This is a genomic window from Serratia sp. CY44782, assembly GCF_052168715.1.
GTDB lineage: Bacteria > Pseudomonadota > Gammaproteobacteria > Enterobacterales > Enterobacteriaceae > Serratia > Serratia nevei.
The window spans coordinates 370,597-394,065 of the sequence record NZ_JBJNME010000002.1; the positions used below are offsets into that span (position 1 = coordinate 370,597).

Here is a 23,469-nt window from a genome sequence, read left to right on the forward strand (position 1 = left end):
AGAGGAAAAAAACAAAATATCCCCAATGAATTTCAAACCACCGCTAGGCGGCAAGCGCCCGCATCCCCAGGCGCTTAGGTCTGCTAAGTAACTGGGGGGCGGGCGTACAGCCAACAACGCGGTGGCTTGAAAGGCGCAGGGGAAAACAGCCAACGCTGTAGATAAAGACGCAGCACAGAACAGATGTCCAACCGTTGCGGTGAAAAAGCGGACGGGATCACAGTTGCCCCCTCCCGGCCGGAGGGGGCGAACGGGTTATTGCCAGCCGTAGCGGCGCACGAACCAGCCTTTCACACACTGGGTCAGCACCATGTAACCGGCGAGGATCAGTACCAGCCACGGGAAGTAGCCGAGCGGCAGCGCCTGCAGCTGCAGGAAGCCGGCCAGCGGCGAGAACACCAGGCCGATGCCGGTGGCGATCACCGCCAGCGTCATGATGCACAGCGGCCAGGATGGGCGGCTCTGGATAAACGGAATTTTGCGCGTGCGGATCATGTGCACGATCAGCGTTTGCGACAACAGCCCTTCCACGAACCAGCCGGACTGGAACAGCGTCTGCATTTCCGGCGTATTGGCCTTGAACACCCACCACATCAGGCAGAAGGTCAGCACGTCGAAGATCGAGCTGATCGGCCCGAAGAACACCATAAACCGCCCCAGATCGGCGGAGTTCCAGCGCTGCGGCTGGGTGATCTGATCGTCGTCGACGTTATCGAACGGGATGGCGATCTGCGAGATGTCGTACATCAGGTTCTGAATCAACAGGTGCAGCGGCAACATCGGCAGGAACGGCAGGAAGGCGCTGGCGATCAGCACGCTGAACACGTTACCGAAGTTGGAGCTGGCGGTCATCTTGATGTATTTCAGCATGTTGGCGAAGGTCCGGCGCCCTTCGATCACCCCCTGCTCCAGCACCATCAGGCTTTTTTCCAGCAGGATGATGTCCGCCGCTTCCTTGGCGATGTCCACCGCCGAATCGACGGAGATGCCGATATCGGCCGCGCGCAGCGCCGGCGCGTCGTTGATGCCGTCGCCCATAAAGCCCACCACGTGCCCCTGGCGGCGCAGCAGTTTGACGATGCGCTCTTTGTGCAGCGGCGTCAGCTTGGCGAACACCGTGGTGCGCGCCGCCGCCTGCGCCAGCTGCTCGTCGTCCATCTGCTCGATCTCGCTGCCGCGCAGCAGGTGCTCGGCCGCCAGCCCGACGTCCCGGCACACTTTGGCGGCCACCAGCTCGTTGTCGCCGGTGAGGATCTTCACTGTGACGCCATTCTGTTTCAGCGCCGCCAGCGCCGGCGCGGTGCTCTCCTTCGGCGGATCGAGGAAGGCGACGTAGCCTTCGAGGATCAAATCCGACTCGTCCGCCACGCCGTATTCATGGGTTTGCGCCGGCAGGATCTTGTTGGCCACTGCCACCACCCGCAGCCCCTGCTGGTTGAGATCGTCGGTGATGCGGCGAATGCGCGCCAGCAGCGCCTCGCTGAGCGGGATCACCTCGTCTTCGTGGCGCACGTGGCTGCAAATCGCCAGCATCTCTTCCAGCGCGCCCTTGCACACCAGCTCGTGATACTCGTTGTCCTTGGCCACCACCACCGACATGCGGCGGCGCACAAAGTCGAACGGGATCTCATCCACCTTACGGTAGTGCTGCAGCGCTTCCGGCTGCTGATTTTGCTCCGCGCAGCTCAGCACCGCCACGTCGAGCAGATTTTTCAGCCCGGTCTGGTAGAAGCTGTTCAGCCAAGCGTAGCGCAGCACCCGCTCGCTGCTGGCGCCGAACACGTCGGTGTGGCGCTCCAGCACGATCTTGTCCTGGGTCAGGGTGCCGGTCTTGTCGGTGCACAGAATATCCATGGCGCCGAAGTTTTGGATGGCGTCCAGGCGTTTGACGATCACCTTCTGGCGCGACAGTTTCACCGCCCCTTTGGCCAGCGTCGAGGTGACGATCATCGGCAGCATTTCTGGGGTCAGCCCGACCGCCACCGACAGCGCGAACAGCGCCGCTTCCCACCAGTCGCCCTTGGTGTAGCCGTTGATCAGCAGCACGATCGGCGTCATCACCAGCATAAAGCGGATCAGCAGCCAGCTGACCTTGCTGATGCCGCTCTGGAAGGCGTTCGGCTGCTCATCCTGGCTGGTGACGCGCTGCGCCAGCTGGCCGAAATAGGTGTTGCCGCCGGTGCCGATCACCATCGCCAGCGCGGTGCCGCTGACCACGTTGGTGCCCATGAAGCACAGGTTCTGGCAGTCGAGCGGATCGGCCGCCAACGCCTGCGGCGCCGCGGATTTCTCCACCGGCAGCGATTCACCGGTCAGCGCCGCCTGGCTGATGAACAGATCCTTGGCCGACAGCACGCGCAGATCCGCCGGGATCATGTCGCCGGCCGCCAGCTTGATGATATCGCCCGGCACCAGCTGCGCGATCGGCAGCTCCACGTGCTCGCTCCTGCCGGTGAGCGCATCGCTGCGGATCACCGTGGCGGTGTTGCTCACCATGGCCTTCAGCGCGTCGGCCGCCCGGTTGGAGCGCGCCTCCTGGATGAAGTTCAGCAGCGTGGAGATCAGCACCATCAGCGCGATCACCAAGGCGCCGGTGAGATCCTCGGTGGCATAAGAAATCATGCCGAGCGCGGTCAGCAGCAGGTTGAACGGGTTGCGGTAACAGTGCCAGAGGTGCTGCCACCAGGCCTCTTTTTGCTGATCGTCGATGACGTTCTCGCCGCAGCGCTGGCGCACCTGTTCCGCCTCATGGGCGGTGATGCCTTCCGGGTGGCTGTGGAAACGCTCAAACAGCTGCATCGTCTCTGCGGCGGCGCATTCCAGCCGCTGCTGCGCCAGGCCAGCCGGCATATCGCGCGCAGCGCCGCCGACGCTGTCCAGCAGGCTGTCGCGGCGCACCAAACGGCGCGGAATGCCGCGGGCGAACAGGCCCAGCAGCTGACGGGGGAGTTTTTTCAGTTTCATGGTTCGCACCTCGTCGCCCGGTGCCTCACGGCAGCGGGTAAACGGGGATCGTCATCGACCGGGCGGATGGCGGGCACGCCAAAAAGCCTCTGCCAATGCAGATCCTTATTCTTTTTTTCAGCAGCAGGAGCGAACGACGAAGCGCGCGCCACCGGTTACCGTGATGTACTTCACCGGTAAAACAGCAGCGCCAGGCGGAGAGGTTTTACCGGAGAACCGAGTGAGTGTCTAAAGCAGTCGGGTCGGGGTCCATATGGGGTATAACCTCCGGTAAAGGGAAAAACAGAGCGGCAGGAGCGGCCGTTCATCGCAATGTCACAATCCCGTTTTGCATCAAGATCCGCGTCGGAAAATGAGCTATGCTGACGGGCATTCATTATTGGCCGTCAATTTACGCCTTACAACCTAAACGACAAGTAAACCATGCAAAACCGGCTGACCATCAAGGACATCGCACGCCTGAGCGGCGTAGGCAAATCCACCGTCTCACGCGTGCTGAACAATGAAGGCAGCGTGAGCCCGCAAACCCGCGAACGGGTGGAAGCGGTGATCCGTCAGCAAGGGTTTACCCCCTCCAAGTCGGCGCGCGCCATGCGCGGCCAGAGCGACAAGGTGGTGGGCATCATCGTTTCCCGTCTCGATTCGCCGTCGGAAAACCAGGCGGTGCGCACCATGCTGCCGCTGCTGTATCAGCAAGGCTTCGACCCGATCGTGATGGAGAGCCAGTTCGAAACCCGCCTGGTGCAGGAGCACCTGCACGTGCTGCGCCAGCGCAACGTCGACGGGGTGATCCTGTTCGGCTTCACCGGCCTGACCGCGGCGATGCTCAAACCGTGGCAGGAAAAAATGGTGGTGATGGTGCGTGAATACGACGGCTTCTCGTCCGTCTGCTACGACGACGCCGGCGCGGTGAACCTGCTGATGGATCGCCTGCACCGGCAGGGGCACCGGCATATCGGCTATCTGGGGGTGCAGCTCAGCGACGCCACCACCGGCCAGCGCCGCTATCAGGCCTACCTCGACGCCTGTGAACGCCTCAAGCTCACGCCGCGCGCCACGCTGGGCGAGCTGAGCTACCAGAGCGGTTTCCAACACGCCGCCGAGGTGATCGACTCGCACACCAGCGCGCTGATCTGCGCCTCCGACAGCATCGCCCTGGGGGCGATCAAATATCTGCAGCAGCAGCCGGCACACGCCATTCAGGTGTGCGCCATCGGCAACACCCCGCTGCTCAGCTTCCTGTTCCCCGATACCCTGTCGGTCGAGTTCGGCTACGGCAGCGCCGGCCTGCTGGCGGCGCAGCAGCTGCTGGCGCAGCTCAGCGGCGAACAGGGGATCCGCCGCCTGGTGGTGCCCAGCAAACTTTCCTGACGATCTGCTTAGAAGTTGACCATTTTTTGTCATTTTGTGATCCTCGCCCCAAACCGGGAACGTTCCCATTTCATTCAAAAAGCCGAGTGGCTAAGCTTTGATCATTACTCAGTCAACACCTCTGCAGGTATCCCATAATGAGCAAAGTAAAACAGCAGGATATTGATCGCCTGATTGTTTTGGTCGGCGGCCGCGAGAACATCGCCACCGTCAGCCATTGCATTACCCGGCTGCGTTTCGTCCTCAATGACCCCAGCAAGGCCAGCCCCAAAGAAATCGAAGAGCTGCCGATGGTCAAAGGTTGCTTCACCAACGCCGGGCAGTTCCAGGTGGTGATCGGCACCGACGTCGGCGACTACTATCAGGCGCTGATCGCCAGCACCGGCGTCAACGAGGCCGACAAGGAACAGGCCAAGGTCGCCGCGCGCCAGAACATGACCTGGACCGAGCGCACCATCTCTCACTTCGCCGAGATCTTCTTCCCGCTGCTGCCGGCGCTGATCAGCGGCGGTCTGATCCTCGGCTTCCGCAACGTGATCGGCGACATCCCGATGTCCGACGGCCAAACGCTGGCGCAGATGCACCCGGCGTGGAAAACCGTTTACGACTTCCTGTGGCTGCTCGGTGAAGCGATCTTCATGTTCCTGCCGGTGGCCATCTGCTGGTCGACGGTGAAAAAGATGGGCGGCACGCCGGTACTCGGCATCGTGCTGGGCGTCACCCTGGTGTCGCCGCAGCTGATGAACTCCTACCTGCTCGGCCAGCAAACGCCGGAAGTGTGGAACTTCGGCTGGTTCGTGATCCAGAAAGTCGGCTATCAGGCGCAGGTGATCCCGTCGATCCTGGCAGGCATGGCGCTGGGCTGGATCGAAACCCGGCTGAAAAAGATCATCCCCGACTATCTCTATCTGGTGGTAGTGCCGGTGGTTTCGCTGCTGCTGGCGGTGTTCCTGGCGCACGCACTGATCGGGCCGTTCGGCCGCATGATCGGCGACGGCGTCGCCTGGGCGGTGAAAGCGGTGATGACCGGCAGCTTCGCCCCGGTGGGCGCCGCGCTGTTCGGCTTCCTGTATGCACCGCTGGTGATCACCGGCGTGCACCAGACCACGCTGGCCATCGACATGCAGATGATCCAGAGCATGGGCGGCACCCCGGTATGGCCGCTGATTGCGCTGTCCAACATCGCGCAGGCCTCGGCGGTGCTCGGCATCATCATCATCAGCCGCAAGGCCAACGAGCGTGAAATCTCGGTGCCGGCGGCGATCTCCGCCTACCTCGGCGTGACCGAACCGGCGATGTACGGCATCAACCTCAAATACCGCTTCCCGATGCTGTGCGCGATGATCGGCTCCGCGATCGCCGGCCTTATCTGCGGCCTGGACGGCGTGATGGCCAACGGCATCGGCGTCGGCGGCCTGCCGGGCATCCTGTCTATCAAGCCGCAGTTCTGGCTGATTTACTCGCTGGCGATTCTGGTGGCGATCGTCATCCCGCTGGTGCTGACCATCATGGTCTACAAACGCAAGGCCGCCCGCGGCGAGCTGCCGGTTTAATTGACGCAAAATACGCAACATGAATGTAGGGGCTGGAAATACCCTATAGCTTTCGAGCTGCAGCTAGGCGGCAAGGGTGCAAATCCCCAGGAGCTTACTCAAGTAAGTGACTGGGGTGCAGCGCCAGCAGCCAACAACGCTGCAGTTTGAAAGATGAAGGGTACGGGCCCGTTGTCACAATTCAAAGGTATACAGCTATGAGCAACCCAACCCCCTGGTGGCAGAACGGCGTCATCTACCAAATTTATCCGAAGAGTTTTCAAGACAGCACCGGCAACGGCTACGGCGATTTGGCCGGCGTGACCCGGCGGCTGGACTATCTGCAGGAGCTGGGCGTCGACGCCATCTGGCTGACGCCGGTCTACGTCTCGCCGCAGGTGGACAACGGCTATGACGTGGCGGACTACTGCGCCATCGATCCGGCTTACGGCACCATGGCGGACTTCGAGCAGCTGGTCGCCGCTGCCCACCGGCGCGGCATCCGCATCGTGATGGACATGGTGTTCAACCACACCTCGACCGAGCACCCGTGGTTCAAGGCCGCGCAGGATCGCCACAGCCCGTATCGTCAGTTCTACGTCTGGCGCGACGGCGAAGACGATACGCCGCCGAACAACTGGCGCTCCAAGTTCGGCGGCAACGCCTGGCAGTGGCACGCCGACAGCGGCCAGTATTATCTGCACCTGTTCGCCACCGAGCAGGCGGATCTCAACTGGGAACACCCGCCGGTACGCGAAGAGCTGAAGAAAGTGTGCCAGTTCTGGGCGGACAAAGGCGTCGATGGCCTGCGTCTCGACGTGATCAATCTGGTGTCCAAGCAGCAGGACTTCCCGTCCGACAGCCAGGGCGACGGCCGCCGCTTCTACACCGACGGCCCGCGCATTCACGAGTTCCTGCAGGAGATGAGCCGCGACGTGTTTCAGCCGCGCGGCCTGATGACGGTGGGCGAGATGTCTTCCACCACGCTTGAGCATTGCCAACAGTACGCGGCGCAGAGCGGCGAAGAGCTGTCGATGACCTTCAACTTCCACCACCTGAAGGTAGACTACGCCGGCGGCGAAAAATGGACGCGGGCGGCGCCGGATTACGTGGAGTTAAAGCAGATCTTCCGCCACTGGCAGCAAGGGATGCATAACCGCGCCTGGAACGCGCTGTTCTGGTGTAACCACGATCAGCCGCGCATCGTGTCGCGCTTCGGCGATGAAGGCGCACTGCGGGTGCCGGCCGCCAAAATGCTGGCAATGGTGCTGCACGGCATGCAGGGCACCCCTTATATCTACCAGGGTGAAGAGATCGGCATGACCAACCCCGGCTTCCGCACCATCGAGCAGTACCGCGACGTGGAAAGCCTGAACATGTACGCCGAGCTGAGCGCCCAGGGCCGCGGCGACGCCGAACTGCTGGCGATCCTGGCGGACAAATCGCGCGACAACGGCCGCACGCCGATGCAGTGGAGCGCCGCGCCGCACGCCGGTTTCACCACCGGCACGCCGTGGATCGGCTGCGCCGAGAACTACCCGCAGATCAACGCCGACGCGGCGCTGGCCGATCTCGACTCGGTGTTTTACGCCTACCGCCAGCTGATCACCCTGCGCAAGCAGTATCCGCTGCTAACCCACGGCGACTATCAGGATCTGGCGCCGGATCACCCGGCGCTGTGGTGCTATCAGCGCAGCTGGAACGGCCAGCGCCTGCTGGTGGTGGCCAACCTGAGCCGCGAGCCGCTGGCCTGGGCGGCCGAAGGCGTGGAAGCCTCCGCCCAATGGCGCCCGCTGATGAGCAACTACAGCGACTCGGCGGATCAGCCGCAGGCGCTGACGCTGCGGCCGTTCGAAGCGGTGTGGTGGCTGCTCGAAGACTGACCCCGCAGGGCGCGGCGAGCACTGCGCCCTACAATGTCCCCATCAGCGCCACCACCCCGGCGGCCGCTTGCGCCAACTGCTCATCGCTCATGTCGCTCACGCCCTGCACCAGATGCGGCGGCAGATAATCCATGCCGGTCAGGTTAGCCAGCGCGTGGAACGGCAGCAGCAGATCCTGCACCGGATAGCGGTTGTAGCCTGCCGGCGTGTAGGCCTGCGCGTTGCCGCCGGTGCTCACCACCAGCTGCAGCGGCTTGCCGTGCAGTTTGGTGCCCTCGCTGCCGTAGGCAAAACCATAGGTTAATACCGCGTCCTGCCATTCGCGCAGGATCGCCGGCGAGCTGTACCAGAAAAACGGGAACATCATCACCACCGCATCGTGGCTTTCCAGCAGCTCCTGTTCGCGCGCCACGTCGATGCGGTAATCCGGGTAAGCGCGGATCAGCTCGTGCACGGTCACGTTAGGCAGCGGGCGCACGGCCTCGATCAGCGCCTGGTTGATGCGCGACTCGTCGGGGGTGCGGTGGGCGGTTAACACTAAAATGCGTGACATAAAGGATTCCTTGAACGTAAAGAAGATGAGGCATTTTTCCATTTCTGCCGCTTCGGGTGTAGGCTGTTCAAGGTCACTTCAATTTCAACCGAAAGTATCAACCACTATGTCGCTGCCCTTTGACGTGCACCGCCTGCTGCCGGCCTTCCTCGCCGCCGCGCAGGCGCAAAATTTCTCCGCCGCCGCCCGCCAGCTGGGCGTCACGCCGGCGGCGGTCAGCAAAAATATCCGCGCGCTGGAAGAGAAGCTGGCGCTGCGGCTGTTTCAGCGCAACACCCACAACGTGCTGCTGACCGACGAAGGCAAAGCGCTGCTGGCGCAGGTGGCGCCGCTGTGGCAGGCGTTGGCGGCGACGCTGGAAAGCGCCGGCGGCGAGCGGCAGGCGCCGGCCGGGGTGGTGCGCGTCACGATGATCCCCGGCTTCGGCCGCCAGATGCTGATGCCGTTGATCCCGCAATTTCTGGCGCGCTACCCGCAGATCGATCTCGATCTGTCGTTGGACGCCCGGGTGGTGAATCTGGTGGGCGAAGGTTTCGACGTCGGCATCGGCAGCCGGGTCGATCCCGACAGCCGGCTGGTGGCGCGCCCGCTCTACCCGATGCACATGGTGCTGGCGGCGTCGCCCGACTATCTGGCGCGGCACGGTGAACCGCAAACGCCGCACGACCTGCTGCGGCACGACTGCCTGCTGCACCGCAACCCCAGCAACGGCCGCCACGTCAAATGGCAGCTGCGCCATCAGGGCGAAACGCTGGCGCTGGATCTGAACGGCCGATTGGTGGTGAGTCGCCCGGAAATGTTGTTGGATGCGGCGTTGGCCGGGCTGGGCATCGTCAACCTGGCGCGCTGGTATCTCGAAAAGCATTTCGAACAGGGCACGCTGCGGCCGGTGCTGGCGGAGTGCTGGCCGCGCCCGGTGCAGCTGTGGCTCTATTACGCTTCGGCGGATCTGCCGCCGCGGGTGCGCGTCTGGGTCGATTTTCTGCTGGCGCATTTTCGCGATCGGCCGGCGGGCGATTGACGTCTGTTCAGCTTGCGCACGCTCTTCCGATTTCCTTGTTCTACATCAAAAGAATCTCGCCAATATCTATATATAGTGCATTAAGAATTGCGAACACCTATATATAGTAGTTATCCACAAAATCATCCACACGCCGCCACAGCCCTTGCGTGCTGCGGCTTTGCCCTGTGGATAAGCGAAATTTGACGGTTGCTCGCCACGCCAGGCGGGTATGAACGCTCCCTCGGGGAACAAGGAGTACAACGTGAAACCAGTAGTGATTAAGCGGGACGGTTGCCAGGTACCTTTTGACGAAGCGCGCATCGCGCAGGCCATCGAGCGCGCCGCGCTGGCGGTGGGCGTGGTCGACGCCGACTACTGCGCCACCGTCGCCCGCGTGGTCGCTCAGCGCATGGAGCAGCAGCCGCGCGTCGATATCCACGAGATCCAGCAGGCGGTGGAAAACCAGCTGATGGCCGGCGAGTACAAACAGCTGGCGCGCGCCTATATCGAATACCGCCACGATCGCGACGTGGCGCGCGAGCTGCGCGGCCGCCTGAACCAGGAGATTCGCGGCCTGGTCGAACAGAGCAACCGCGCGCTGCTGAACGAGAACGCCAACAAGGACAGCAAGGTGATCCCCACTCAGCGCGACCTGCTGGCGGGCATCGTCGCCAAACACTACGCCAAGCAGCACATCCTGCCGCGCGACGTGGTGCTGGCCCATGAACGCGGCGAAATTCACTACCACGATCTCGACTACTCGCCGTTCTTCCCGATGTTCAACTGCATGCTGATCGATCTGAAAGGCATGCTGACCAACGGCTTCAAGATGGGCAACGCCGAGATTGAGCCGCCGAAGTCGATCTCCACCGCCACCGCCGTGACCGCGCAGATCATCGCCCAGGTCGCCAGCCATATCTATGGCGGCACCACCATCAACCGCATCGATGAAATCCTGGCGCCGTTCGTCGACGAGAGCTTCCGCAAACACCTGCAGGTGGCGGAAGAGTGGCAGATCCCGGACGCCAAAGGCTATGCCATGGCGCGCACCGAGAAAGAGTGTTACGACGCCTTCCAGTCGCTGGAGTACGAGGTCAACACCCTGCACACCGCCAACGGCCAGACGCCGTTTGTCACCTTCGGCTTCGGCCTCGGCACCAGCTGGGAGTCGCGCCTGATCCAGCGCTCGATCCTGAAAAACCGCATCGCCGGGCTGGGCAAAAACCGCAAGACCGCCGTGTTCCCCAAACTGGTGTTCGCCATCCGCGACGGCCTCAACCACCAGTACGGCGATCCGAACTACGACATCAAACAGCTGGCGCTGGAGTGCGCCAGCAAGCGCATGTACCCGGACATCCTCAACTACGATCAGGTGGTGAAGGTGACCGGCTCGTTCAAAACGCCGATGGGCTGCCGCAGCTTCCTCGGCACCTACGAGCAGGACGGCGAACTGGTGCACGACGGCCGCAACAACATCGGCGTCATCAGCCTCAACCTGCCGCGCATCGCGCTGGAGGCGATGGGCGATGAGTCGCGCTTCTGGGCGCTGCTGGATCAGCGCCTGCAGCTGGCGAAAAAGGCCCTGATGACGCGCATCGCCCGGCTGGAAGGCATCAAGGCGCGGGTGGCGCCAATCTTGTACATGGAAGGCGCCTGCGGCGTGCGGCTCAAGGCCGACGACAACATCGCCGATATCTTCAAGAACGGCCGCGCCTCGATTTCGCTAGGCTACATCGGCCTGCACGAGACCATCAACGCGCTGTTCGGCGGCGAAAACCACGTGTATGACGACGAAGCGCTGCGCGCCAAAGCGGTGGCGATCGTCGCACGGCTGCGCGCCGCCGTCGACGCCTGGAAAGACGAGACCGGCTACGGCTTCAGCCTCTACAGCACGCCGAGCGAGAACCTGTGCGATCGCTTCTGCCGGCTGGACACCGCCGATTTCGGCGTGGTGCCGGGCGTAACCGACAAGGGCTATTACACCAACAGCTTCCACCTCGACGTGGAGAAGAAGGTCAATCCGTACGACAAGCTGGACTTCGAAGCGCCCTACCCGCCGTTGGCCAGCGGCGGCTTCATCTGCTACGGCGAATACCCGAACCTGCAGCACAACCTGAAGGCGCTGGAAGACGTGTGGGATTACAGCTACAGCCGGGTGCCTTACTACGGCACCAACACGCCGATCGACGAGTGCTACGAATGCGGCTTCACCGGTGAATTCTCCTGCACCAGCAAGGGCTTCACCTGCCCGAAATGCGGCAACCACGACTCGGCCAAGGTCTCGGTCACCCGCCGGGTGTGCGGCTATCTCGGCAGCCCCGATGCCCGGCCGTTCAACGCCGGCAAGCAGGAAGAGGTGAAACGCCGGGTGAAACACCTCGGCAACGGGCAGCTCGGCTGAAAAGCGCCGTGCAACCTATGCAGAAGCCTGTTCATCAGGCGTGATTGTCGCAGCCAGTTTGCCTTCGGCCAGCGCGCACAAACCGCAGCGTATACGCAGTACGTGAGGATTGGGAGCCCTGCCCGGAGGCAAAATGGCCAGTAAAATAGCCTGATGGGCAGACCTCACATGAATTATCACCAGTACTACCCGATCGACGTCGTCAACGGCCCCGGCACCCGCTGCACGCTGTTTGTCGCCGGTTGCGTGCACCAGTGCCCCGGTTGCTACAACAAAAGCACCTGGCGGCTCAACTCCGGCCAACCGTTTACCCCGGCGCTGGAAGACCGCATCATCGCCGATCTGAACGATACGCGCGTGCCGCGCCAAGGGCTGTCGCTCTCCGGCGGCGATCCGCTGCACCCGGCCAACGTGCCGAGCATCTTAACGCTGGTGAAACGGGTGCGCGCCGAGTGCCCCGGCAAGGATATCTGGCTGTGGACCGGCTACCGGCTGGCAGAGCTGGACGCGCAGCAAATGCAGGTAGTGGACAGGATCAACGTGTTGATCGACGGCAAGTTCGTGCAGGATTTGAAAGACCCGGCGCTGATCTGGCGCGGCAGCAGCAACCAGGTGGTGCATAAACTGCGTTGAGCTAGCTGCACAGACTCGATCTGGCAGAGCTACGGTATGGAGTTAATCTGACGGGCGGGTTTGTGCCAAAAGCGGATGTTACTTATCCTGACTATGCAAAAGACAAACGGCAGCATCTATGCGTCCAGTAGTGCTTCAATATCAGCGGACATGATTGCCGTGAGTTTTAGGGTAATCTTTTCTACAGGCCAATCCCACCATGCCAGCCTCTCCAGTGCCAGAATGTTTTCATCTGTGAAGCGTTTTTTAATGACCCTGGCCGGATTACCACCGATAACTGAATAAGCGGGAACATCAGAGGTAACCACTGAACGTGATGAAATGATTGACACGTTGCCGATCTTAATACCTGGCATAATCAGCGCCTAGTACCCAATCCATACATCATTACCCATTATGTTAGCCATAGCGTTCAGCTAACGCAGGAAACAAAACGTGAGATCCTTTCCCAAAACGTTCAAGGTGCTACGTTGTGCCATTGGGAGAAAAAATCCCGTTAAGTCACGTTATCACAGTGACGTCTCGGCATACTCCACAGAAGCTATTTTCCCTTTGTACAAAAGGCTTTTCGCTGTTTTGTGGTTGCATATTACGACTCTATTATGTAGATTTAATAGACAGTTCACGATGGCGTCAACTGACTTGATAGGTTCCACATGGGTGGAGCAATCGCCATGAGACACATGGGTGTCCAGGCTAAGGTGGGTATATGTTACACGCACAAGCTAAAACGAAGAACCAGCGCTCGATTCAGACCATTCGTGACAATACGAGTGTAATCGCGAGCTTTGAACCTCGTTCTATGTTTCCTGACACTGTTGAAGTGCGTAGGATGCTGAACCGTACCCAGAAGGATTCGCAGCACTTTATCGTTACCCTGAAAAGCGACCTCAAGCGAGCGCTGGACACGACTGTTGTTAAGCCATTTGCGGAGATCGCCATTCGTGGTGAGAACCTGCGCTTTACCGTGAAGCCTGAAAAGCAATATCCAAACCTGTCTTTAAACGACGAAGTTATTGGAATGATTGAAACATCAGTTGCTGATTTCATGGAAAAGCACTTTTCTGCTCACGTCAATCACCGTGAAGCTAAAAATCAGGATTGCAAAAAGGAATGGCACCTTCTCTAATCGGCGACAATTACGCCAAAGATCTTTCCCAACTCCCGTCTTTCCCAGGCGGGAGTTTTGTTTCACACACGTCATGCTTCATCCTGCCTGACGACGTCGTAATTCTCCGCCTAACGGAAACAACCTACGATAGCGCCGATTATCATCACATAGCGGTAGTGGAAGAAGTTGCCTTCACCGATCCTGAGTTCATTGCCAGCCACATCGACGATTTGCGTGACAACGACGGGTTGGAAGACAGTGAGATCGTTGATCGCATCATGGTTCTTGAGATGGAGGACGAGGGCAAATCTGAAGTGATTGCTCGATTTGCTTATGACAATTTCTCTTTCATAGACCCAAACGGAAACCCAGCTGAAGGTAAGCAAATACGAGGCGCTTATGTTACGCCTGAACGAGCTGGTGCTGGTTTGGCGGGGCAGATTTACCGTCATCTGACGGAAGTCCACAAACATCTAATCTGCGATAACACCCAAACAGTTTATGGGGCAGCCCTATGGGCAAATACAGTTCGCAACGTTGTCGGCCGCGTTGATATTTACAACGTAGCTAAACATGAGTATGTCGAAGAGTTAGGTGATGGAGCCAAAGGGGTAAAAGGCTTCATACCTTGGGACATCGGGAAACTAAACCCCTCATCGTTGGGCAAGTGGCAGCAATATCCCTTCAACCCGAATATCCAGCAATGTTATTACCTGGTGTTGATCATTTCAGCTTAAAAAAAAACCGCTTCGGCGGGTTTTTATTCCCCCAAAAATCAGATCATTGCCTACAAGCTGGCCTTTACACCGTGGCCGCTCCGCATTGAGCTAATAGGCACATGACCTGCCCCCAGTTGATTGGCTCAAGGCATTGCTAGCAACACCCATGGCGATTCAATTACGAACGTCTGCTTTTCGCTCAAAACTGACGGCCAGTGACTTACTCCCCGTAGGCACTGCCAGCTCAGCCGTGAGCTAATCCCCCTCACCGATAACGCCCCGGATTTTCGCTTTAAATAAAGCCATTCGTTTTTCTACCTCCGAATGGCTGAGATAAACCGCGGTGCCGTTTCTTAAACGTTCAAAGGCGGCATCTACCCTCTCACGCAACGCTTGCTCCAGCAGCATCGCCTCTACATCCATTTCAGGTTTATTCCGCTGTTCCATTTCCATCTCCTCCCTTGAGACAGCATCAGGCCACACATCAGCAACGGCAAGTTACACCAACCCCATCCCCACCACGCAGGTCAGTACGCCGCACAGCGCCACCAGCGCCGCCGTCAGGCACAGCGCCCGGGCGGAGAAGGCCTTGTTGAGCATCAGCAGCGAAGGCAGGCTGACCGCCGGCAGGGTCATCAGCAGCGCCAGCGCCGGGCCTGCGCCCATGCCCGCCAGCATCATGGTCTGCACGATCGGGATTTCCGCCGCGGTGGGGATAACGAACAGGCAGCCGACGATCGCCAGGCCGATGATCCACAGCAGGCTATTGTCGACGGCGCCGTCGGCGTGCGGGAACAGCCAGACTCGCGCCGCCCCCAGCGCCAGCACCGCCAGCACGTAGATCGGAATGGTTGACCAAAACAGCGCCCACAGCGCTTTGCCCCAGCGAGCGAGGAACGGCCGCTCGTCGCTCTGCGCCGTCATCAGCGGCGGCTGCGGCGCGGCGGGCTGCGGGTCGTTGGCGGTCATGCGCTGCACCAGCCAGGCGATGCCCAGCACCATCACCACACCCGCCACCAGGCGAATGGCGGCGAACGGCCAGCCGAGCACAAACCCCATGAACACCAGCGTCGCCGGGTTCAATACCGGGTTGGCGAGCCAAAAGGCCAGCGCAGCGCCGCTGGACACCGACTGGCGGCGCATGCCGGCGGCAACCGGCGCGGCGCAGCAGGTGCACATCATGCCCGGCAGCGCGATCAGCGCCCCCAGCACGGTGCCGGAAAAACGCCGGTGGCCAAGCGTGCGCACCAGCCAGTCGCGCGGGATCAGCACCTGCACCAGCGAGCCTAACAACACTCCGAGCAGCGCCGCCTTCCACACCGCGGTGAAGTAGACCAGCGCGTACTGCCAGGCCGCCAGCCAGGGGCTCGCGGCGCCGTCGGCCAGGATCGATTTGCCGATCGAGTGGCTGTCCGCCGCCACGAACGCCTTGCCGTAGTAAGGCTGCCATTTGACGTAGTAGAGGCCGATGGCCACCACCAGCAGAAACAGGATCGGTTTCCACAGCTGCCAGGCGCGTGGGGCGGGTTCAGGGGCGTTCAGAGGTTGCGGCATGGTAGCGGCCAGAGTCAGTCAACAAAGGCGCCAGCATAGCGCGCCGCCGCCGCCCGTGCACGCCCAGGCTGTCCTAAATAGTTCATCTGTTCGCCACCGACGCGTAACGCGATTGTCATCTGCGCCCGGCACCATGATGCCAACTTGAAAACCACAGGGTAGACGCACGATGAAACGCACCGCTTACGCCTTCATCGCACAGCCATCGGTATGACGAGGTTTTTATTATGATGGAGTTATCTAGACATCCGACCACTTACCCCACCCGCTATCAGCAGATCGCCGCACAGCTGGAACAGGAGCTGCGCACGCAGTACCGCTGCGGCGACTACCTGCCTTCGGAACAGCAGCTGGCCGAGCGTTACCAGGTCAATCGCCACACCCTGCGCCGCGCGGTAGATCAGCTGGTAGAGCGCGGCTGGCTGCAGCGCCGCCACGGCGTCGGCATTCTGGTGCTGATGCGGCCTTACGACTACCCGCTGCACGCCAATACCCGCTTCAGCCAGAACCTGTTCGAGCAGGGCAGCCATCCCACCAGTGAGCGCTTACTCGCTGTCTTGCGCCCGTGCAATGGGCATGTCGCCAGCGCACTCTCGCGTGAAGAAGGCGAAATGGTGATCCACCTGCGCACCCTGCGCCGGGTCAACGGCGTGCCGATGAGCGTGATCGATCATTATCTGCCCGATCTGGACTGGTGGCCGGCGCTGCAGCAGTTCCACAGCGGTTCGCTGCACCAGTTTATCGAACAGCACCTGCAGCAGCCGCTGACCCGCCGCCAGACGCGCATCAGCGCGCGCCGCGCGCAGGCCAAAGAGAGCCGGCTGCTGGAGATCGCCACCCACGCGCCGCTGCTGTGCGTGCGCACCCTTAACGTCCGCAGCGGCGGCGAAGACGTGGCGGAATACTCCGTCAGCCTGGCTCGCGCCGACATGATTGAACTGACGATGGAGCACTGAATGCACGCCTTAGAGTCGAGACAACGCTGGATGTCGGTGCTGGCGCACAGCCGGCCCGAGCAGCTGCGCAGCCACTGGCAGGCGCTGAACCTCAGCCCGGGTTACCGCAGCATCCGCGCGCCGGAGATCGGCCTGGCCCAGCTGCAGGGGCGCATGGGCGCCACCGGCCGCCGCTTCGTGCTGGGGGACATGACGGTCACCCGCGCGGTGGTGCAGCTGGACAACGGCGGCTACGGCTACAGCTATATCGCCGGGCGCGACAAGGCACACGCCGAGCTGTGCGCGCTGGCCGATGCGCTGCTGCAACAGCCGGAACACGGCGAACGCCTGCAACAACAGCTGATCGCGCCGCTGGCCGCGCTGCAGCATGAACAGCGCCAGCTGCGCGCCCGGGCGATCGCCGCCAGCCGGGTGGACTTCTTTACGCTGGTGCGAGGGGATTAAGCCATGAGTTTATTGACCGGTTTTGAGCAACCGATAGACCAATCGCAGCACGCTTTCCGTTTGATTCTTAAAGCCTTAAGCGAACCGGGCCACCGGGTGACGCTGCCGAACGGCCCAGCCTGGGCGCCGCTGAACGCCGCCAGCACCGCCGCGCTGCTGACGCTGGCCGATCAGGAAACGCCGCTGCAGCTGTGCCCAGCGCTAAATAGTAAGCAAGTGCTAACCAACATTCGTTTTCACAGCGGCGCGCCGCTGGCCGCCACGGCGCAGGAGGTCTGTTTTGCCCTGTTCGATGAGCACGTGCAGGCCGCCGATCTGCAGGCGTTGCCGCACGGCACGGAAATCTCGCCGGAGTTCGGCGCCACGGTCATCGTGCAGCTCGGCGAGCTGGAGAACGACACCGCGCTGTGCCTGACCGGCCCCGGCATCGAGAGCCAACGCCTGATTGCGCCGCGCCTGCCGCCGGCGCTGCTGGATTATTTGGTCAACCGCCCGCAGCGCTTCCCGCTGGGGCTGGATATTTTGCTGACCTGCGGCGATCGCCTGCTGGCGATCCCGCGGACCACCCGCGTGGAGGTGTGCTGATGTACGTAGCGGTAAAAGGGGGCGAAAAAGCCATTGAGGCCGCCCATCAGCTGCAGGAACAGCTGCGGCGCGGCGACGAGGCGCTACCGGCGATCGGCGCGGAACAAATCGAACAGCAGCTGGGGCTGGCGGTGGATCGGGTGATGACCGAAGGCGGCATCTACGATCGCGAGCTGGCGGCGCTGGCCATCAAACAGGCCAGCGGCGATCTGGTGGAGGCGATCTTCCTGCTGCGCGCCTATCGCACCACCCTGCCGCGCCTGGCGGTCAGCGAGCCGCTGGCCAGCGAAAACATGCGGCTGGAGCGGCGCATCTCGGCGGTTTACAAGGACTTGCCCGGCGGGCAGGTGCTGGGGCCGACCTACGACTACACCCACCGGCTGCTGGACTTCGCGCTGCTGGCGGAAGGCGAGGCACCGCGTGCGCCGCAGGCCGACGAACCGCTGCCGGATAACTGCAGCCACGTGTTCGATCTATTGTGCCGCCAACAGCTGGCGCGGGAGGAACAGGACGACGGCAGTACGCCGGACGACATCACCCGCAACCCGCCGGTTTACCCCTGCTCGCGTTCGGCGCGCCTTCAGCAGCTGGTGCGCGGCGACGAAGGTTTTCTGCTGGCGCTCGGCTACGCCACCCAGCGCGGCTACGGCCGCAACCACCCGTTCGCCGGCGAGATCCGCACCGGCCACGTTTCGGTGGAGATCGTGCCTGAAGAGCTCGGTTTCGCCATCGATATCGGCGAAATCCTGCTGACCGAGTGCGAAATGGTCAACGGCTTCGTCGATCCCAAGGACCATCCGCCGCACTTCACCCGCGGTTACGGGCTGGTGTTCGGCCGCGCCGAACGCAAGGCGATGGCGATGGCGCTGGTGGACCGCGCATTGCAAAGCCCCGACTACGGCGAAGGCGTCGCCGGCCCGGCGCAGGACGAAGAGTTCGTGCTGGCCCACGCCGACAACGTCGAGGCCGCCGGCTTCGTCTCCCATCTCAAGCTGCCGCACTACGTTGACTTCCAGGCCGAACTGGAGCTGCTCAAGCGGCTGCGACAGGAATACAGCGAGCATCAGGAGGCCCGCGATGAGTGAAGTATTGACCGGCTATAACCTCGGCTATCTGGACGAGCAGACCAAGCGTATGATCCGCCGCGCCATCCTGAAGGCGGTGGCAATCCCCGGCTATCAGGTGCCGTTCGGCGGCCGCGAGATGCCGATGCCCTACGGCTGGGGCACCGGCGGCATTCAGCTCACCGCCAGCGTCATCGGCCGCGCCGACGTGCTGAAGGTGATCGACCAGGGCGCCGACGACACCACCAACGCGGTGTCGATCCGCCGCTTCTTCCAGCGTGTCGCCGGGGTGGAAACCACCGAACGCACGCCGGAGGCCACGCTGATCCAGACCCGTCACCGCATTCCGGAAACGGCGCTGCGCGAAGACCAGATCCTGATCTATCAGGTGCCAATCCCGGAGCCGCTGCGCTTTATCGAACCGCGCGAAACCGAGACCCGCAAGATGCACGCGCTGGAGGAGTACGGCGTGATGCAGGTGAAGCTGTATGAAGACATCGCGCGCTACGGCCATATCGCCACCACCTACGCCTACCCGGTGAAGGTCAACGATCGCTACGTGATGGATCCGTCGCCGATCCCGAAATTCGACAACCCGAAAATGCACATGATGCCGGCGCTGCAGCTGTTCGGCGCCGGGCGCGAGAAACGCATCTACGCCCTGCCGCCGTTCACCAAGGTGGAGAGTCTGGACTTCGACGACCACCCGTTCAGCGTGCAGCAGTGGGACGAACCCTGCGCGCTGTGCGGCTCGCGCCACAGCTATCTGGACGAGGTGGTGCTCGACGATCGGGGCAACCGCATGTTCGTCTGTTCGGACACCGACTACTGCCGGCAGCAGCTGGCGCAATCTTCGCAAGAGGCGCAGCACTGATGACTTCCACCCCTTTGAGCACCACCCCGCTGCTGTCGGTGAACCGGCTCACCCATCTGTACGCCCCCGGCAAGGGCTTCAGCGACGTGTCGTTCGACATCTACCCCGGTGAAGTGCTGGGCATCGTCGGCGAATCCGGCTCCGGCAAAACCACGCTGCTGAAATCGATCTCGGCGCGGCTGGCGCCGCAGCGTGGGCAGATCCTTTACCGCCCGCAGGCGGGCCAGGAACAGGATCTGTACGCCATGGCGGAGAGCGATCGCCGCCGCCTGCTGCGCACCGACTGGGGCGTGGTGCACCAGCACCCGCTCGACGGGCTGCGGCCACAGGTCTCCGCCGGCGGCAACATCGGCGAGCGGCTGATGGCCATCGGCCAGCGCCACTATGGCGACATTCGCCGCCAGGCCGGCCAGTGGCTGGAAGACGTCGAAATCCCGCTGTCGCGCCTCGACGATCTGCCGACCACCTTCTCCGGCGGCATGCAGCAGCGGCTGCAGATCGCCCGCAATCTGGTGACCCACCCCAAGCTGGTGTTTATGGATGAGCCGACCGGCGGGCTGGACGTGTCGGTGCAGGCGCGCCTGCTCGATCTGCTGCGCAACCTGGTGGTGGAGATGCAGCTGGCGGCGGTGATCGTCACCCACGATCTCGGCGTGGCCCGGCTGCTGGCCCACCGCCTGCTGGTGATGAAACAGGGCGAAGTGGTGGAGAGCGGCCTGACCGATCGGGTCCTGGACGATCCGCACCATCCCTACACCCAGCTGCTGGTTTCTTCGGTGCTGTCGTAACCCAAGGCGATAACAGATGACTATGCAAATCCGAGTTGAACATCTCAGTAAAACCTTTGTGCTGCACCAGCAGTACGGCACCCGCCTGCCGGTGCTGCACGACGCCAACCTGACGGTCCACGGCGGCGAATGCGTGGTGCTGCATGGCCACTCCGGCAGCGGCAAATCCACCCTGCTGCGCTCGCTGTACGCCAACTACCTGCCGGACAGCGGCCATATCTGGATCAACCACCAGGGCGACTGGCTGGACATGGTCAGCGCCGATGCGCGCCAAATTCTGGCGGTGCGCCGCCATACGCTGGGCTGGGTCAGCCAGTTCCTGCGGGTGATCCCGCGCATCAGCGCGCTGGAGGTGGTGATGCAGCCGCTGCTGGAACAGGGCGTCGAGCGCGCCGAGTGCCGTGAACGCGCCGAAGCGCTGCTCGCTGCGCTCAACGTGCCGCAGCGCCTGTGGCCGCTGGCGCCGTCCACCTTCTCCGGCGGCGAGCAGCAGCGGGTGAACATCGCGCGCGGCTTTATCGTCGATTACCCCATTCTGCTGCTGGACGAACCGACCGCCTCGCTCGACAGCCGCAACAGCGCGGCGGTGGTGCAGCTTATCGAACGCGCCAAGGCGCGCGGCGCGGCGATCGTCGGCATTTTTCACGATGAAGGCGTCCGCCAACAGGTCGCCGACCGGCTTTATGACATGCAGGCGCCGCAGGCGCTGGAGGCCCTCTGATGATCGTCAATAACGTTAAGCTGGTGCTGGATGACCAGGTGGTACAAGGCTCGTTGGAGATGCAGGACGGCGTGATCCGCAGCTTCGCCGACGGCCCGAGCCGGCTGCCGCAGGCGCTGGACGGCGACGGCGGCTGGCTGCTGCCGGGGCTGATCGAGCTGCATACCGACAATCTGGACAAGTTCTTCACCCCGCGCCCGAACGTCGATTGGCCGGCCCATTCGGCGATGAGCAGCCACGACGCGCTGATGGTGGCCAACGGCATCACCACGGTACTGGACGCGGTGGCGATCGGCGACGTGCGCGACGGCGGCCACCGGCTGGAAAACCTGCAGAAGATGATCGACGCGGTGATCCACAGCCAGCGCGCCGGGGTGAACCGCGCCGAGCACCGGCTGCACCTGCGCTGCGAGCTGCCGCACGAGAGCACGCTGCCGCTGTTCGAACAGCTGATGGACAAGCCGGGCGTGTCGCTGGTGTCGCTGATGGACCATTCGCCGGGCCAGCGCCAGTTCGCCTCGCGCGAAAAATACCGCGAATACTATCAGGGCAAATACCACCTCAACGACCAGCAGATGAGCGAGTACGAGGAACAGCAGGTCGCCCTGTCCGCCCGCTGGGCCGCGCCGAACCGCGAGGCGATCGCCGCCCACTGTCGCGCGCGCCGCATCTCGCTGGCCAGCCATGACGACGCCACCGCCGCACACGTGGCCGAGTCCTGCGCGCTGGGCAGCGCCATTGCCGAGTTCCCCACCACCGAGGCGGCCGCCCGCGCCTCGCACCAACAGGGCCTGCAGGTGCTGATGGGTGCGCCGAACATCGTGCGCGGCGGTTCCCACTCCGGCAACGTGGCGGCGCACCACCTGGCGGCGCTGGGGGTGCTGGACATTCTCTCTTCCGATTATTACCCGGCCAGCCTGCTGGACGCGGCGTTTCGCCTCGCGGCGGACGAACGCAACGCCTACGATCTGCCCCAGGCGGTGCGCATGATCACCCGCAACCCGGCGCGGGCGCTGGATCTGCAGGATCGCGGCACCCTTGCCGAAGGACTGCGGGCGGATCTGGTGCTGGCGCGGCCGCACGGCGAGCACGTTTATGTGCAGAACGTGTGGCGCCAGGGCAGGCAGGTGTTCTGATGGCGCGGCTCATCTACCTGATGGGGCCTTCCGGCGCAGGCAAGGACAGCCTGCTGGCCGCGCTGCGGGCCGACGCCGACAGCGCGCCGCTGGTGGCGCACCGTTACATCACCCGGCCGGCGGACGCCGGCTGTGAGAATCATATCGCGCTGAGCGAACCGGAATTTCTGCGCCGCCGCGCCAAGGGGCTGTTCGCGCTCGACTGGCAGGCGCACCAGCAGCGCTATGCGTTTGGGATCGAGGTGGATCTTTGGCTGCTGCAGGGGATCGACGTGGCGGTCAACGGTTCGCGCGCCCACCTGCCGCAGGCGCAGCAGCGCTATGGTGCGCAGCTGCTGCCGGTGTGCCTGCAGGTCAGCACCGGGATCCTGCGCCGGCGCCTGCAGGATCGCGGACGGGAAAGCGCCGAACAGATCGAGCAGCGGCTGGCGCGGGCGGCAGAATATCAGCAGAGTCTGCCCGCCGGCTGCCGGGTGCTGCACAACGATGGCCCACTCGACGACACCCTGGCAGCTCTGCTGGCACTGCTGCCTACCGCCACCCGACAAGCTCAGGACGCGACGCCATGAACGACTTTGCCCAGCCGAAAATCGGCGACAACGTGACCCTTAACCGCACCCGGCTCGGCCAATATGTGCATCTGGCCGACGATGCGATCCTGGAAGAGGTGGAGATGGGGGACTACTCCTACACCGCCGGGCACAACCAGATCTTTTACGCCACCATCGGCAAGTTCGTCTCCATCGCCTCCTATGCGCGCATCAATCCCGGCAACCACCCGACCTACCAGCGCATCGCGCAGCACCACTTTACCTACCGCGCCTCTGAATACGGGCTGGGGGAAGACGACGCGGCGTTCTTCGACTGGCGGCGCGAGCACCACGTCACCGTTGGCCACGACGTGTGGATCGGCCATAACGCCATCCTGATGCCGGGCGTCAGCGTCGGCAACGGCGCGGTGATCGGCAGCGCGGCGGTGGTCACCAAGGACGTGGAGCCTTACAGCATCGTCGCCGGCGTGGCGGCCAAGAAGATCGGCATGCGCTTTGACGACGCGCTGATAGAACGCATCGAACGCAGCCAGTGGTGGCACTGGGATCACGCCACGCTGCAGGCGCGGCTGGCGGATTTTCGCGACATCAACCGCTTCGCGGAGAAATACCTTTAACGGAGGGGG

Annotated in this window: 22 protein-coding genes and 1 pseudogene; 18 read left to right on the forward strand and 5 right to left on the reverse strand. The window is 62.7% G+C overall.

Annotated features, from left to right (window positions below; all coding sequences use genetic code 11):
- Positions 1–255: 255 nt before the first annotated feature.
- Positions 256–2,964 carry a magnesium-translocating P-type ATPase gene (gene mgtA, locus ACJ8HT_RS05215; RefSeq protein ID WP_197652796.1) on the reverse strand — a complete coding sequence of 903 codons (2,709 nt, stop codon included), beginning with the start codon at positions 2,962–2,964 and terminating at the stop codon, positions 256–258.
- 423 nt (positions 2,965–3,387) lie between these two features.
- Here mgtA and treR point away from each other — a divergent pair, with 423 nt between their 5' ends.
- The 3 genes from treR (at position 3,388) to treC (ending at position 7,750) form a co-directional block, all read left to right on the forward strand.
- Positions 3,388–4,335, forward strand: a complete 948-nt coding sequence (treR, locus tag ACJ8HT_RS05220) for a trehalose operon repressor TreR (RefSeq protein ID WP_038879034.1) — start codon at positions 3,388–3,390, stop codon at positions 4,333–4,335.
- 137 nt (positions 4,336–4,472) lie between these two features.
- Entirely contained in the window at positions 4,473–5,888 is a 1,416-nt protein-coding gene (gene treB, locus ACJ8HT_RS05225) for a PTS trehalose transporter subunit IIBC (RefSeq protein ID WP_197652797.1), read from the forward strand.
- A 197-nt stretch (positions 5,889–6,085) separates the two neighbouring features.
- Entirely contained in the window at positions 6,086–7,750 is a 1,665-nt protein-coding gene (gene treC / locus ACJ8HT_RS05230) for an alpha,alpha-phosphotrehalase (RefSeq protein WP_197652798.1), read from the forward strand.
- Between the two features lie 28 nt (positions 7,751–7,778).
- Here treC and ACJ8HT_RS05235 read toward each other — a convergent pair whose 3' ends face one another.
- Positions 7,779–8,303, reverse strand: a complete 525-nt coding sequence (locus ACJ8HT_RS05235) for an NAD(P)H-dependent oxidoreductase (RefSeq protein ID WP_033652976.1) — start codon at positions 8,301–8,303, stop codon at positions 7,779–7,781.
- 106 nt (positions 8,304–8,409) lie between these two features.
- On the opposite strand from ACJ8HT_RS05235, the gene ACJ8HT_RS05240 reads away from it, so the two are divergent.
- The 3 genes from ACJ8HT_RS05240 (at position 8,410) to nrdG (ending at position 12,340) form a co-directional block, all read left to right on the forward strand.
- Positions 8,410–9,324, forward strand: a complete 915-nt coding sequence (locus tag ACJ8HT_RS05240) for a LysR family transcriptional regulator (protein WP_194571732.1) — start codon at positions 8,410–8,412, stop codon at positions 9,322–9,324.
- A 244-nt stretch (positions 9,325–9,568) separates the two neighbouring features.
- Entirely contained in the window at positions 9,569–11,707 is a 2,139-nt protein-coding gene (gene nrdD / locus ACJ8HT_RS05245; RefSeq protein WP_004933403.1) for an anaerobic ribonucleoside-triphosphate reductase, read from the forward strand.
- 168 nt (positions 11,708–11,875) lie between these two features.
- Positions 11,876–12,340, forward strand: coding sequence for an anaerobic ribonucleoside-triphosphate reductase-activating protein (nrdG, locus tag ACJ8HT_RS05250; protein WP_117287201.1), 465 nt, complete (start codon positions 11,876–11,878; stop codon positions 12,338–12,340).
- Between the two features lie 116 nt (positions 12,341–12,456).
- Here the strand turns inward: nrdG and ACJ8HT_RS05255 are convergent.
- Positions 12,457–12,735, reverse strand: a pseudogene (locus ACJ8HT_RS05255) (chloramphenicol acetyltransferase); the annotation flags it as partial.
- 314 nt (positions 12,736–13,049) lie between these two features.
- Here ACJ8HT_RS05255 and ACJ8HT_RS05260 point away from each other — a divergent pair.
- Positions 13,050–13,469, forward strand: a complete 420-nt coding sequence (locus ACJ8HT_RS05260) for a hypothetical protein (RefSeq protein ID WP_197652799.1) — start codon at positions 13,050–13,052, stop codon at positions 13,467–13,469.
- On the forward strand, positions 13,454–14,188 hold the full coding sequence (locus tag ACJ8HT_RS05265) for a hypothetical protein (protein ID WP_064190319.1): 735 nt from the start codon (positions 13,454–13,456) through the stop codon (positions 14,186–14,188). Before ACJ8HT_RS05260 ends, ACJ8HT_RS05265 begins: the two co-directional genes overlap by 16 nt.
- A gap of 237 nt (positions 14,189–14,425) precedes the next feature.
- Here ACJ8HT_RS05265 and ACJ8HT_RS05270 read toward each other — a convergent pair whose 3' ends face one another.
- Positions 14,426–14,617: a hypothetical protein gene (locus ACJ8HT_RS05270; protein WP_197652832.1), complete on the reverse strand. Its 192-nt coding sequence runs from the start codon at positions 14,615–14,617 to the stop codon at positions 14,426–14,428.
- Positions 14,618–14,668: 51 nt separating this feature from the next.
- Complete coding sequence (locus ACJ8HT_RS05275) at positions 14,669–15,724, reverse strand: permease (protein ID WP_197652800.1); 1,056 nt, start codon at positions 15,722–15,724, stop codon at positions 14,669–14,671.
- Between the two features lie 227 nt (positions 15,725–15,951).
- Between ACJ8HT_RS05275 and phnF the strand changes: the two genes are divergently transcribed.
- The 10 genes from phnF to ACJ8HT_RS05325 are packed head-to-tail and all read left to right on the forward strand — an operon-like array spanning position 15,952 to position 23,460.
- A complete protein-coding gene (phnF, locus tag ACJ8HT_RS05280; RefSeq protein WP_015376439.1) occupies positions 15,952–16,680 on the forward strand; it encodes a phosphonate metabolism transcriptional regulator PhnF in 729 nt (242 codons plus the stop codon).
- On the forward strand, positions 16,681–17,124 hold the full coding sequence (phnG, locus tag ACJ8HT_RS05285; RefSeq protein WP_016929298.1) for a phosphonate C-P lyase system protein PhnG: 444 nt from the start codon (positions 16,681–16,683) through the stop codon (positions 17,122–17,124).
- Positions 17,125–17,127: 3 nt separating this feature from the next.
- Complete coding sequence (gene phnH, locus ACJ8HT_RS05290; RefSeq protein ID WP_197652801.1) at positions 17,128–17,709, forward strand: phosphonate C-P lyase system protein PhnH; 582 nt, start codon at positions 17,128–17,130, stop codon at positions 17,707–17,709.
- Complete coding sequence (locus ACJ8HT_RS05295; RefSeq protein WP_197652802.1) at positions 17,709–18,794, forward strand: carbon-phosphorus lyase complex subunit PhnI; 1,086 nt, start codon at positions 17,709–17,711, stop codon at positions 18,792–18,794. The genes phnH and ACJ8HT_RS05295 overlap by 1 nt, the downstream gene beginning before the upstream one ends.
- Positions 18,787–19,647, forward strand: coding sequence for an alpha-D-ribose 1-methylphosphonate 5-phosphate C-P-lyase PhnJ (locus tag ACJ8HT_RS05300; RefSeq protein WP_004933420.1), 861 nt, complete (start codon positions 18,787–18,789; stop codon positions 19,645–19,647). Before ACJ8HT_RS05295 ends, ACJ8HT_RS05300 begins: the two co-directional genes overlap by 8 nt.
- Entirely contained in the window at positions 19,647–20,435 is a 789-nt protein-coding gene (phnK, locus tag ACJ8HT_RS05305; protein WP_038879071.1) for a phosphonate C-P lyase system protein PhnK, read from the forward strand. The genes ACJ8HT_RS05300 and phnK overlap by 1 nt, the downstream gene beginning before the upstream one ends.
- Positions 20,436–20,451: 16 nt before the next feature.
- Positions 20,452–21,156, forward strand: a complete 705-nt coding sequence (gene phnL / locus ACJ8HT_RS05310) for a phosphonate C-P lyase system protein PhnL (protein ID WP_047729228.1) — start codon at positions 20,452–20,454, stop codon at positions 21,154–21,156.
- A complete protein-coding gene (gene phnM / locus ACJ8HT_RS05315; protein WP_015376433.1) occupies positions 21,156–22,292 on the forward strand; it encodes an alpha-D-ribose 1-methylphosphonate 5-triphosphate diphosphatase in 1,137 nt (378 codons plus the stop codon). The genes phnL and phnM overlap by 1 nt, the downstream gene beginning before the upstream one ends.
- On the forward strand, positions 22,292–22,861 hold the full coding sequence (phnN, locus tag ACJ8HT_RS05320; RefSeq protein WP_174136391.1) for a ribose 1,5-bisphosphokinase: 570 nt from the start codon (positions 22,292–22,294) through the stop codon (positions 22,859–22,861). Before phnM ends, phnN begins: the two co-directional genes overlap by 1 nt.
- Complete coding sequence (locus ACJ8HT_RS05325; protein ID WP_049198721.1) at positions 22,858–23,460, forward strand: DapH/DapD/GlmU-related protein; 603 nt, start codon at positions 22,858–22,860, stop codon at positions 23,458–23,460. Before phnN ends, ACJ8HT_RS05325 begins: the two co-directional genes overlap by 4 nt.
- The last annotated feature ends 9 nt before the right edge of the window (positions 23,461–23,469 follow it).

Excerpts from the sequence above, each read along its gene's own strand:
- phnM (WP_015376433.1), top strand. The coding sequence starts at position 21,156 with ATGATCGTCAATAACGTTAAGCTGGTGCTGGATGACCAGGTGGTACAA.
- ACJ8HT_RS05325 (WP_049198721.1), top strand. The coding sequence starts at position 22,858 with ATGAACGACTTTGCCCAGCCGAAAATCGGCGACAACGTGACCCTTAAC.
- phnH (WP_197652801.1), top strand. The coding sequence starts at position 17,128 with ATGAGTTTATTGACCGGTTTTGAGCAACCGATAGACCAATCGCAGCAC.
- ACJ8HT_RS05235 (WP_033652976.1), bottom strand. The coding sequence starts at position 8,303 with ATGTCACGCATTTTAGTGTTAACCGCCCACCGCACCCCCGACGAGTCG.
- ACJ8HT_RS05260 (WP_197652799.1), top strand. The coding sequence starts at position 13,050 with ATGTTACACGCACAAGCTAAAACGAAGAACCAGCGCTCGATTCAGACC.
- treB (WP_197652797.1), top strand. The coding sequence starts at position 4,473 with ATGAGCAAAGTAAAACAGCAGGATATTGATCGCCTGATTGTTTTGGTC.
- phnL (WP_047729228.1), top strand. The coding sequence starts at position 20,452 with ATGACTATGCAAATCCGAGTTGAACATCTCAGTAAAACCTTTGTGCTG.
- phnG (WP_016929298.1), top strand. The coding sequence starts at position 16,681 with ATGCACGCCTTAGAGTCGAGACAACGCTGGATGTCGGTGCTGGCGCAC.
- phnF (WP_015376439.1), top strand. The coding sequence starts at position 15,952 with ATGATGGAGTTATCTAGACATCCGACCACTTACCCCACCCGCTATCAG.
- phnN (WP_174136391.1), top strand. The coding sequence starts at position 22,292 with ATGGCGCGGCTCATCTACCTGATGGGGCCTTCCGGCGCAGGCAAGGAC.
- phnK (WP_038879071.1), top strand. The coding sequence starts at position 19,647 with ATGACTTCCACCCCTTTGAGCACCACCCCGCTGCTGTCGGTGAACCGG.
- treR (WP_038879034.1), top strand. The coding sequence starts at position 3,388 with ATGCAAAACCGGCTGACCATCAAGGACATCGCACGCCTGAGCGGCGTA.
- nrdG (WP_117287201.1), top strand. The coding sequence starts at position 11,876 with ATGAATTATCACCAGTACTACCCGATCGACGTCGTCAACGGCCCCGGC.
- ACJ8HT_RS05240 (WP_194571732.1), top strand. The coding sequence starts at position 8,410 with ATGTCGCTGCCCTTTGACGTGCACCGCCTGCTGCCGGCCTTCCTCGCC.
- ACJ8HT_RS05300 (WP_004933420.1), top strand. The coding sequence starts at position 18,787 with ATGAGTGAAGTATTGACCGGCTATAACCTCGGCTATCTGGACGAGCAG.
- ACJ8HT_RS05270 (WP_197652832.1), bottom strand. The coding sequence starts at position 14,617 with ATGGAACAGCGGAATAAACCTGAAATGGATGTAGAGGCGATGCTGCTG.
- ACJ8HT_RS05295 (WP_197652802.1), top strand. The coding sequence starts at position 17,709 with ATGTACGTAGCGGTAAAAGGGGGCGAAAAAGCCATTGAGGCCGCCCAT.
- mgtA (WP_197652796.1), bottom strand. The coding sequence starts at position 2,964 with ATGAAACTGAAAAAACTCCCCCGTCAGCTGCTGGGCCTGTTCGCCCGC.
- ACJ8HT_RS05275 (WP_197652800.1), bottom strand. The coding sequence starts at position 15,724 with ATGCCGCAACCTCTGAACGCCCCTGAACCCGCCCCACGCGCCTGGCAG.
- ACJ8HT_RS05265 (WP_064190319.1), top strand. The coding sequence starts at position 13,454 with ATGGCACCTTCTCTAATCGGCGACAATTACGCCAAAGATCTTTCCCAA.
- treC (WP_197652798.1), top strand. The coding sequence starts at position 6,086 with ATGAGCAACCCAACCCCCTGGTGGCAGAACGGCGTCATCTACCAAATT.